Source organism: Carnobacterium sp. (genome assembly GCF_040274425.1).
The window spans coordinates 23,250-33,568 of record NZ_JBEMBC010000025.1; the positions used below are offsets into that span (position 1 = coordinate 23,250).

General features: G+C 32.7%; 12 protein-coding genes. 2 read left to right on the plus strand and 10 right to left on the minus strand.

The features are described 5' to 3' along the window. Positions 1-32: 32 nt before the first annotated feature. On the minus strand, positions 33-851 hold the full coding sequence (gene racE, locus ABS911_RS06950; protein WP_350466962.1) for a glutamate racemase: 819 nt from the start codon (positions 849-851) through the stop codon (positions 33-35). 220 nt (positions 852-1,071) lie between these two features. Here racE and ABS911_RS06955 point away from each other — a divergent pair, with 220 nt between their 5' ends. Beyond that, positions 1,072-1,650 carry a YslB family protein gene (locus tag ABS911_RS06955; protein WP_350466963.1) on the plus strand — a complete coding sequence of 193 codons (579 nt, stop codon included), beginning with the start codon at positions 1,072-1,074 and terminating at the stop codon, positions 1,648-1,650. Positions 1,651-1,711: 61 nt separating this feature from the next. Here the strand turns inward: ABS911_RS06955 and ABS911_RS06960 are convergent, their stop codons facing one another. The 8 genes from ABS911_RS06960 to ABS911_RS06995 all read right to left on the minus strand — a co-directional run bounded on the left by ABS911_RS06960 (position 1,712) and on the right by ABS911_RS06995 (position 8,739). Then, the gene (locus ABS911_RS06960; RefSeq protein ID WP_350466964.1) at positions 1,712-2,977 is read right to left on the minus strand and encodes an ABC transporter permease; all 1,266 of its coding nucleotides are present in this window, start codon (positions 2,975-2,977) and stop codon (positions 1,712-1,714) included. Then, positions 2,970-3,869, minus strand: coding sequence for an ABC transporter ATP-binding protein (locus ABS911_RS06965; protein WP_350466965.1), 900 nt, complete (start codon positions 3,867-3,869; stop codon positions 2,970-2,972). Before ABS911_RS06965 ends, ABS911_RS06960 begins: the two co-directional genes overlap by 8 nt. Before the next feature lie 173 nt (positions 3,870-4,042). After that, positions 4,043-4,627 (minus strand): general stress protein, encoded by a 585-nt coding sequence (locus tag ABS911_RS06970; RefSeq protein ID WP_350466966.1) that lies wholly within the window; start codon positions 4,625-4,627, stop codon positions 4,043-4,045. Positions 4,628-4,988: 361 nt separating this feature from the next. Next, entirely contained in the window at positions 4,989-5,150 is a 162-nt protein-coding gene (locus ABS911_RS06975; protein WP_035021740.1) for a UV damage endonuclease UvsE, read from the minus strand. 109 nt (positions 5,151-5,259) lie between these two features. Then, the gene (gene uvsE, locus ABS911_RS06980; RefSeq protein WP_350466967.1) at positions 5,260-6,519 is read right to left on the minus strand and encodes a UV DNA damage repair endonuclease UvsE; all 1,260 of its coding nucleotides are present in this window, start codon (positions 6,517-6,519) and stop codon (positions 5,260-5,262) included. A gap of 145 nt (positions 6,520-6,664) precedes the next feature. Beyond that, the gene (gene trhA, locus ABS911_RS06985) at positions 6,665-7,312 is read right to left on the minus strand and encodes a PAQR family membrane homeostasis protein TrhA (protein WP_350466968.1); all 648 of its coding nucleotides are present in this window, start codon (positions 7,310-7,312) and stop codon (positions 6,665-6,667) included. Positions 7,313-7,592: 280 nt separating this feature from the next. Further along, the gene (locus ABS911_RS06990) at positions 7,593-8,327 is read right to left on the minus strand and encodes an alpha/beta fold hydrolase (RefSeq protein WP_350466969.1); all 735 of its coding nucleotides are present in this window, start codon (positions 8,325-8,327) and stop codon (positions 7,593-7,595) included. Between the two features lie 145 nt (positions 8,328-8,472). Beyond that, the gene (locus ABS911_RS06995; RefSeq protein ID WP_350466970.1) at positions 8,473-8,739 is read right to left on the minus strand and encodes a hypothetical protein; all 267 of its coding nucleotides are present in this window, start codon (positions 8,737-8,739) and stop codon (positions 8,473-8,475) included. Between the two features lie 311 nt (positions 8,740-9,050). On the opposite strand from ABS911_RS06995, the gene ABS911_RS07000 reads away from it, so the two are divergent. Beyond that, a complete protein-coding gene (locus ABS911_RS07000) occupies positions 9,051-9,959 on the plus strand; it encodes a helix-turn-helix domain-containing protein (RefSeq protein WP_350466971.1) in 909 nt (302 codons plus the stop codon). Between the two features lie 68 nt (positions 9,960-10,027). On the opposite strand, the gene trxA is transcribed toward ABS911_RS07000, so the two are convergent. After that, positions 10,028-10,319 (minus strand): thioredoxin (trxA, locus tag ABS911_RS07005; protein WP_350466972.1); only part of this gene is annotated, 292 nt, incomplete at its 5' end.

Here is a 10,319-nt window from a genome sequence, read left to right on the forward strand (position 1 = left end):
TCACTTTTTTTAGTTGAGCAATTAGCTCTTGTTTAAAATTTCTCTGTTCCTAACTTAATATGTTCAACATCTAATGTTTCATTTCCCAACCACTGAGAGGCAATATCATTAAACATATGTGTAGATCCTGTTGTGTAAAATTTCCGTTCAGAAACTTCTTTATTTTTGCTTAACTCTGCAAGGTTAAAGTAATCAAGAATAGTACTCACTTCACTAATGGTTTCTGCACCTGAATCGATCAACGTTACTGAATCACCCATAAAATTCTGAATGATCGGACGCAATAACGGATAATGGGTACAACCTAAAACTAACGTATCAATATTTTTATTTTTAATGGGCTTCAAAGTTTCTGCAACGATTTTCTTAGCAATAGCACTATCATATTCATTACTTTCAACCAAAGGAACGAATTTTGGACATGCCAAACTGTCTACTGACGCTAAAGTGTCTTTTGATCGAATCATCTTCTTATATTTGTCGCTTTTTATCGTACCTTCAGTTCCAATAATTCCAATACGATTATTTTTTGTTGCTTTGATTGCTGCTCGGCTTCCAGGTAAAATAACACCAATGATGGGTATGGCTAACTTCTTTTTTAGATCTTCTAAGGCTACTGCAGTTGCTGTATTACAAGCAATCACAAGCATCTTAATATCTTTATTTAATAAAAAATGGGTCATCTCCCAAGTAAATTGTCGGATTTGTTCTTCCGGTCTTGGACCATAAGGACAGCGTGCAGTATCTCCTACATAATAAATCGATTCATTTGGTAATTGTCGCATAGCTTCTTTTACTACTGTCAAACCACCAACTCCAGAATCTATAAAACCTATCGCTTGTTTTTTCATATTTAACAACCTCTGTTTAATTTCATTTGTATACTCTATCTATTTTCCCTTTTTTTAGAGTGAAATTCAAGGGATTAGGTAAATTAACTTAGTTAATCGTTTAAATAACTTCTTTTTTCCTTTTTTTTAAGTAACTGAATAGCATTTTTTTAAAAAGATAGGTTTCTGTTTCAAATCACGTTATAATAAATTGTGAATGACAAAAGAGGTGAATGAGTAAGTGAGTAGAAAAAAGGACGAACAAAAAGTGGATCTAGAAAAATTTAACGAAACAACTTCCTTATTTGGATATGAACTGATTAGAGATGTTCTAATACCCAATTTATTAGGAGCAGAAACACATGAAATTTTGTATTGGGCTGGCAAAGAATTGGCCAGACAATATCCACTTGCAAGTAGGCAAGACATCATTCGCTTTTTTGATAAAGCGGGTTTTGGCTTAATAGAATTGAATAAGGAAAAACACAATAAACAGGTTTATACTTTATCTGGTAAAGTTGTACAAGCTCGTTTAGAACATGCACAGCCTAGCTTTAATTTAGAAGCTGGATTTTTAGCTGAACAAATACAAACACTAGACAGTTTATATACTGAAGCGCTAACTGAAGTAAACATGAAAACAAAGGTTGTTACATTCATCGTACAATCGGACACAAAAGACCGATTATCAATTGAAGAACCCCTTACTCATTTTGTTATGAGTGACAACGAAAATGAAGAAACAAAAGTAATGAACACTGAGGTTCCTAAGCAAGATGAATCAGCTTTGCCTTCAAGGTCTTCGAGACATGAACTGTAACAACTACAAAAGAGAGCTAGGTTAATGCTAACCTAGCTCTCTTTTTATTTCTCTTATTCTATTACTCAGGTTTCTTTCGTTCATTTTTTAGAATACTAAAAGACGTTTTCATCGTTTTCATCATTCCTGCATCGGAATAAACTAAAACATTTGAACGGTACATAACCAGCGATAATAATGTACATAGGATAGTAAATAGGACCATCACAATGATTGAAATGACTATCCCAGTAATGGATACTGTTTCACTCGCTACTCTAAAAGGCATAATAAACGGAGTGAATAATGGTATTTGAGAACCAATTTTAACTATGAGCTGATTTGGACTAGCAAATGCAAACAAACCGCCATAAAACCCAATTAATGCCAAGAAAACCAAAGGTGTAACAGCTTTGCTGACATCTTCAATTTTCGTTACTAACGAACCAAAGAATGCTGCTAAACCAGCATACAAAATAATCCCTAAGACAAAGTAAATAAGCGTTGTACCTAATAAATTACTTAGTAAAGCTCCCATATCGATTCCTTCAAAAAACTCTTGAACAAAAGTAATATTTTTTATAAATGGATAAGCTACCAAGGCTAATACAACATAGATAATGATTTGTGTCAGACAAACCAGTAATATCCCAACTAATTTCCCAAAGAAATGGGTCGTAGAAGAAACACTTGATAAAATAATTTCCATAATTCTTGTTCCTTTTTCAGATGCGATTTCAGTCCCAATAATACTGGCATAATTCATAATAAAAATAAAAATAGCGATACCAACAACATAAGAACTCCACATTTTAATGGTTTCTGCTGTACTATCTTGGCTGGTGATTCCACCATCTTCAAAACGAACCGTTTCTGTAGTCAGGTTTGCCGGACTCATCAATTCCATTGCTTCTTGTTGTGTCAGTCCATATTCAGCTGCTTTACGATTTAATTGGATGCTGGTCAGCAAGCCCGTTAACACAGTCGTATCTAAAGTATCACTCCCTGAAGTATCCACATAGTTTGCCGAAACAAGTTGGTTATCAGAGTTAACTTCAAGATAACCGTCTAGCTCTTCTTGCTCCATTGCTTTCTCCGCGGCCTCTTTCGTCGTGATTTCAGAATTAATAGTAAACTGATTTTCCTGAGTTGCTAAGAGTGTTTGGATTTCTTGATCAGATGTTAAAACAGCAATTTCAGGAATATCATTTTCTGATTGACTAATAAAATAAATAATTCCACCAATAATTAGCAGCATCACTATAGGCGATAGTACCATTGTTAAAAAGCCAAATGATTTAATATTTTTTTTGTAGACATCATTCACAATTACCCAAAATTTATTCATGGAACTCACCTGCTTTCATTTTAAAAATTTCCTCTATCGTAGGCGGCTGCTGGCTAAAAGTAGTAATGTATCCGTCTTGTGTTACTTTTTCAAAAATAGCTTTTCCATCTTCTGGATGTTCTAAATCTAGAACTTTCACTCCATCATTAGTTTCTACTGCTTTTACAACTCCAGGCATCAATTTCAATTCCTCAATAGAGATGGCTGTTTCTAAAAATAATTTTTTCCGACCAAATTGTTCTCTGATTTCACGAACTGTTCCATCTAAAACCATTTGACCATTTCTCAACATGATCAACTTGTCACAGATATCCTCAACATTATTCATGTTGTGACTTGAAAAGATAACTGAAGCTCCTTGCTTTTTTAACTCTTTGATTCCAATTTCTAATAATCCAGCATTGACTGGATCCAGCCCACTAAACGGTTCATCTAAAATAACTAATTTTGGTTGATGAATCAATGTAGCAATTAATTGCACTTTTTGTTGATTTCCTTTAGACAACGATTTAATTTTATCTGTCTTTTTTCCTTTAACTTGGAATTTCTCCATCCATTTATCAATTTGAGGTTTGATCTCCTTTTTCGATTTCCCACGTAACTGTGCAAAATAAATAATTTGATCTTCTATTGAAACCTTAGGGTACAACCCACGCTCTTCTGGTAAATAACCGATGATATCATAATCCGTTTTTTTCAGCGGTTTACCATTCCATAATACTTCTCCAGAATCAGCTGTTAAGAAATTTAATATCAAGCGAAAAGTTGTTGTTTTCCCTGCGCCATTCTGACCGATCATCCCTAAAATCTGACCATCAGGAATCGTAAAACTAACATTATTTACTGCAGTTAACGTTCCGAAGGTCTTTTTTAGTTGCTTTACTTCTAACATATTTTTTCCTCCACTCTTGTAATCTTAACTATGTACTTAGATATTAAGTCTAACAGAATTTTCATGGTTAGACCATTATTACCCATAAAATTCCTGATTATTCTTGCTTTATTTCAGGACAGACTAAAAAAGCAAATTGAGAACGTTGCCTCAATTTGCTTTTACTTTCCTACTTATCGGTCTACTCGAATATCTCTTTGTTGATCTGTTCCAGGCGTAGTTGGCATGCTTGGATTATCAGTTGGATGATTCCCACCAAATGTCCCATCTGTCTCTTTTAAAGGAATTCCATCTATTGAAGGAGCTTTGTTGTCTCCCTCTGAAATGTTGCCTTTTACTGATGCGGAAACTTCGCCAATTGTTGGTAAAGTAGGATCCTTTTTATCCTTAACTGGATTACTTCTTAGGTTTTGATTGGTTTTGTTGGTCTCTGGTTCTTCAGTGAGAATAACATAACCACCATTTCTTATTGCTGTGTTGTACCTTTGGGTAATAGCAGAGTCTAACTTATATTTTTTAAGCGGATTTGTATCATCTGCTTCATTAAAGGTATCTCTAACTCGATTCCATACTGATTTGTTCTGCTTATTAAGAATAGGGTCCACCTCAGCAATTGTTAAACTTTCAATCGTACCCTTATTTTCTTTATGAGTGACAACAGTAATATCCTCAGGTTGATAGCCTTCTGTAATTAAATGCTCTACTTGAGCAGCCGCTTCCTCAACTGATTGGTAAGCACCTTTGAAATTTTTCACCATACTTATTCATCCTCCTATCTTAATTATTTAACACACTATAATAGTACCAAATAAAGAAGGAGTGCCCAAACAATCCGTTTAGCAATTTAGTGAAACCTATATTAATCCACTATTTGTTAAGCGAACTACTTTTTAATACAAAAAAACTACCTTTAAGCAAAGGTAGTTGAAAATGTAGAAGATAGGATTCGAACCTATACCTTATTTAAACACAAGAAAAAACAATCGTTTGACCTCTAAAAAGTGAAACACCACGTACATCTACATCTATTAGTATAGCATACTTAGTTCTGAAAAGCACTAAATATTTTGTGCTTTTCTTTTTATTACAAAGTAACAAATAGAAATAGAAGGATTAAGGTTACTTTTTCCTATTTTTTAATTTCATATAATCTAAAATTGTAATCACAATTAAAGCGATTCCGGTAATTAACGAAATTTGATTGCTTTCTATAAATCCATAAAAAAGTAAAATAATTCCAGAAAGTAAAATAACTAAGGCAATAATTTTTTGTATATTCATATTTTTTTCCTCTTTCATGTGTGAACTATTCAATCTAATGCTTGGTACAGTAAAATAGTATACTTTATTTCATTTCCATCATCAAGCATTCACACCTGTTTTTTCATTTTTAAAATACAAAATAGTAGGACTGCAGTAAATAGGGCTGGTTATAAACTACTGCTAAGTTCCACAATATTTTTTTAAGTGCTTTTATAGAGCCATTCGTTTGTTCAACCTTTTCAATTTGCTTTAAAAAAACCACTTTTTCTTTTTCTGTTGTTTCTTTTTTAAAATAGCCATACACATGATAAGCAGCATTTACTGCTGTTCCTGTTGTGGCTTCCATAGCTATTGCTTGGTCTAGTAAACGATAAAAATCTAGTACAGGAAAACTACTTTTATCTTTTAACAACTGTCTGATGTCATCATACAACTTTGGTGATTTTTCTAAAACACTGTATTTATATAAGCTCCATTCTTTTTCAAGCAAGTTCATATGTGGCTGCTCTGTCGTCGCAGTAATACACTTTACAGCAGAAAGATTTTTATCTTTTACTTCTAACATGATGTCCAAGTCTTCTCTTGCTACTTGATGGTAAAAATCCAAAAATGGTTCAATCGCAATCGTCTGTGTATGCGCCCCAATTCGATTCATCGGGCTTTGTTGAGAGTAATGAATTTTTTGACGCCCATCTTCAGGTTTCCATGTTTTTCGAGTTAGTTCAATCCAATAGGCATCATCTTTTGTAATGTCACTTGTATTGATTGCATTATGAAGATTATCATAAACAACAGGGGCACCTGTTGCTTGACTGATCGTCAAGACTTCAGAAACCGTATAAGAGCGATCATCGTTTTCAATGACTAATCGTTTTTTTATCGCATTTGACAATAACGTTTGGTAACTTTTAACAAAACGCTTCATAGCTATTTCTTTTTCTTGATAAACTCCGCCAATATGCAAGATGATTTTATGTGTAGGTCCTACTCCAAGACTGTCTAAAAATTTTGTATGGTAGTTTAGATCCTCAACCGCTCGTGATACAACGTCTTCATCTGGTGAATTTAATACCGTATATTGTCCCGGATGCATGGATACTCGCATACCGCTAAATTTGATTTTACTCCCAATTTGTTCAAATTGAGGCTTAAATAGTTCCCACCAAGCTAGTGCATTTACTGGACTAGAACCAAAAGGAATGATATCTGAACTAATACGAAATAATTTGATCTGATTTTTTATATTGTAATCAATCAAATTTTCTAGTGAATTTAAATTAAACCGTATTAATTCTTTTAGTTTTTCTTCTGTGGCATTTGCTTTTCGACAAGTTTTAAAGCCTGTATCTGGAACACCTACAGATAAACAAGCATACCCAATACTCATTTCATTCCTCCTTGCATATTTTTATTCAGCTGTCTCATTATACAACTTCTTTCTAAAAAAACATAAAGAAAGCCTTATTATTTTAAGTGCAGACAAAGAAAAAGAAGCTTAAAGAAAGCAGCACATTTCTTTAAACTTCTTTTTTTTATGCATAGAATAAGATAGAAAAGTAGATAAACGCAGTACCTGTCAAAACGAATAAGTGCCACAAGACATGCATGTACTTAACGTTTCTCATACTGTAGAAAATAGTTCCTATGGTAAATGAAAGTCCACCAGCTAATAGTAGAGCGAAACCATCAAAGCCTAATCCAATATACATAGGTTTGATTGCAAACATACTCAGCCATCCCATACCAATATATAGCAATGTCGACATTTTTTTAAATTTTTCAATCCAAAGACATTTGTAAATAATTCCAAATATAGCAATTGCCCATACGACTCCAAACAATGCCCATCCTGTTTTTCCACCAATTGTGATAAGTGAAATAGGCGTGTAAGAACCAGCAATTAGTAAGAAAATACTACAATGATCAAAGATCTTAAATAGTTTTCTTGCTCGAGTAAAAATCAAACTATGGTAAAGAGTTGAACATAAGTAAAGGAGAAATTGTGAGGTTCCGTAAATACAATAAGAAACTAATTCTAACGTAGTGCCTGTATTGACTGCCTTCATAATCAATAAAACCATTCCAGCAATACTCAAGAGAGCCCCGATACCATGGGTTACTGCATTGAGCACTTCATTGGTGATTAAATATTTTTTTGTATACACTGCTTCTTCGTTCATTTTATTTCCTCCTTGAAAAAATCTGGCAATTAATAAGATCCCAAAAGAATTTTGTCATTTATTTTTTCTTTTTTGATAGTAAGTTCATCTATATTTAATAACAGGATAACACAGTTACCATTACTATTCAACCTAGTTATTTAAACTAGATTAAAGAATAAAAATAAATCATCCAAATTATTTTTAGTTTCGCTCTTTTAATCTAACTTTTCTTCAATAGTATAATTTAAAAAGCTAAAATGTTTCAAGAAATTAGCTCGGAAATAGATTATCCATTTTTCTAACTATAATTGTATGAAGAAAGGCTGTTGTTAAACAAAAATTCCGTTGCAAATTGATTAAACTCCTCATACTTTTCAACCATTAGAAAATGACTTGCTTTTGGCACAATCATTAATTCACTATTGATGACCAATTCATGGATTTTCCTAGTATGACTTTCTTCAATAACATCGTCCTCACCTGCTACTATTAATGTAGGAGCTTCTATAGCCATTAAATCAGCAGAACTTAGATCTAGTTGATGCCACATGAGATCAATGATCTGTCTCTTTTTTGCCGCTTTCAAAAGAAAGCTGCCTAAGACTGTCAACAACACGTAGTCTCTTTTCACTTCAGTTAAAGAGTCTTTTTTCAACCCATTTACTTTATAGTTAGCACCAATCACAATGAGTTTATTCACTTTTTCTGGATAGTGGCTCCCAAAATACAATGCTAAATTTCCTCCATCGCTAAAACCCATGATATTTACTTTAGATAAATTAAAGTATCGCAATACGGATAAAATATCTTGAGCAATTTTTTGAAATGTCAATACACCTTTTCCATGATCCGAACGTCCATGTCCTCTTGTATCTAGTGCAATAACTTGAAAATCTTTACTGAAATGAGAGACTTGCTGTTCAAATATTTGATGGTCTTCTCCATTGCCGTGCAATAGCAGTAAAGGGTCGCCCACCCCACTTACGCTGCAATAAAGATTGCCATCTTCCGTCTTAATAGATACGCCTTTCATTAAATCATCACCCTTACTACTTTTATTATTGATCTCCATACCAACTAGTTTACATAAGTGTAGCAAGAAAAGATTTTTTTAAACAGCAAAAAAGCGTTAATTTTGTATCAACGCTTTAAAATCCTTTTATTTAATTTTACCTCTTTTAAATATTTATATTGAGGCAGATAGTATTCAATATTATGGTTTTATTCTCGTCTAATTTTACAAATAACAACTTTGTAGTTTTCATGTCATTTAAATCACTTAAAGATAATTTATTTTTTCTCAGCACACTATCAAGAGGGCAATCAAGGATTCCGTCAGCATTTTCAATCAAGTCTTCCTCGTCTACCGGTAAAGTATCGCAACTATTCTTTCCTTCAAGAATATAAGCATAGCTATTTCTTACTTTTACTTTATTTGCTTCCATAGCGTCCCTCCTAAACTTAATGCTGAAAGATCCATTTATTATCCAATGAATTAGTAAGAGTACGTTAAATAAACTGACCCTTACTAATTCGACAAACTGACTAAGAATTAAGGAAATGCCAGAGTAACTAGTTTACACTGCTACTAGCCCCCACCGCCCATGAACCAGATTACCGGCAAAAATAATACTAATTTTTTTAATATCTTTTTCATGCAATCCCTCCTAACTTTGACTTAATTATAGCAAATGATTTATACTATCTTATATAATGTTCATATAATCACATTTTTTATTAGGAGATGATTTAATTTATGACACATATTCGTCAAAATTTTGGCAAAGACTTTAAAAAAATAAGAGAAAATAAGGGTTACACTCAACAATACGTGGCGAAAGAAGCTATGGCACGTTCAACTTATACAAAATTTGAATTGGATAGCATTGTTCCAACCATTACTAAATATTTTCAAATTTTGAACAATTTAGATATGACTCATGAAGAATTTAATTACATTCATAATCATTATCAATTAAAAGGAAAAGATGCTATTTTATATCAATTTAAAACAATGGCTGTAAATAACGATTTAAATACCTTGATGAAAGTTAGAGAAACGACAAAAAACTATTTAAATGAGCATGAAGATAACGTTGTACAAGACATTTTTTATATTTGTGATGCGCTTATCACCCTTTCAAAAACCAATGATTTATCACAAGCAGCACCCTATGCTGAAAAAGTTTGGCATCGCATTGCGCAACTTGATAAATGGTACTTAATTGAACTACGTTTATTGAACAATATTCTTTTTTTCTTTGATTTTGATACTTCTCATTTTATTTCAAAACGCGCTTTGATTGAATTAGAACATTACAAACATTTTCATGAGGCAATAGAGTTAAAATTGGCTTACTCTATGAACCTCATTTACTTACTAATGGAAAATCATAATTACCAACAGGCGCTGGAAAAAGCAGAATCTTTAATTACATTAAGCAAGGAAAAAGGAAGGTACCGGATACTCGGTGTTGTATACGTACGAAAAGGCATTATATTAACTAAACTAAAAAAGTCTACTACTGAGACTGAAACATGGATACAAAAGGGCTTTAATTTATTGGAAGCGATTGAAGATTTTTCGTTAATAGAAGAGCTAAAAAAAGAAGTTCTTTATTATATGAATTCTCATTCAAAAAAATTAACCATTAAAAGTACCTAACTTTTAGCATAATCAACAAAAAAAGGATTGAGACAGAAAATGTCTCAATCCTTTTTTAAGCATGTAGCTTATTTGTATTTAGCGATAACGTCTTCGATTTGTTCTTTATTGTGGTAACCAATTAATTTTTCAACAACTTCTCCATCTTTTTTTACTAATAGAGTAGGAATGCTCATAATTCCAAATGAACTTGGAACTTCTGGATTAGCATCAACATCCATTTTGACGATTTTTACTTCGTCACCAATTTCTTCATCAAGTTCTTCTAATACTGGCGACTGCATGCGACAAGGACCGCACCATGTTGCCCAAAAATCTGTAATTGTTAAACCATCTTTAGTTTCTGTTTCAAAAGTTGCG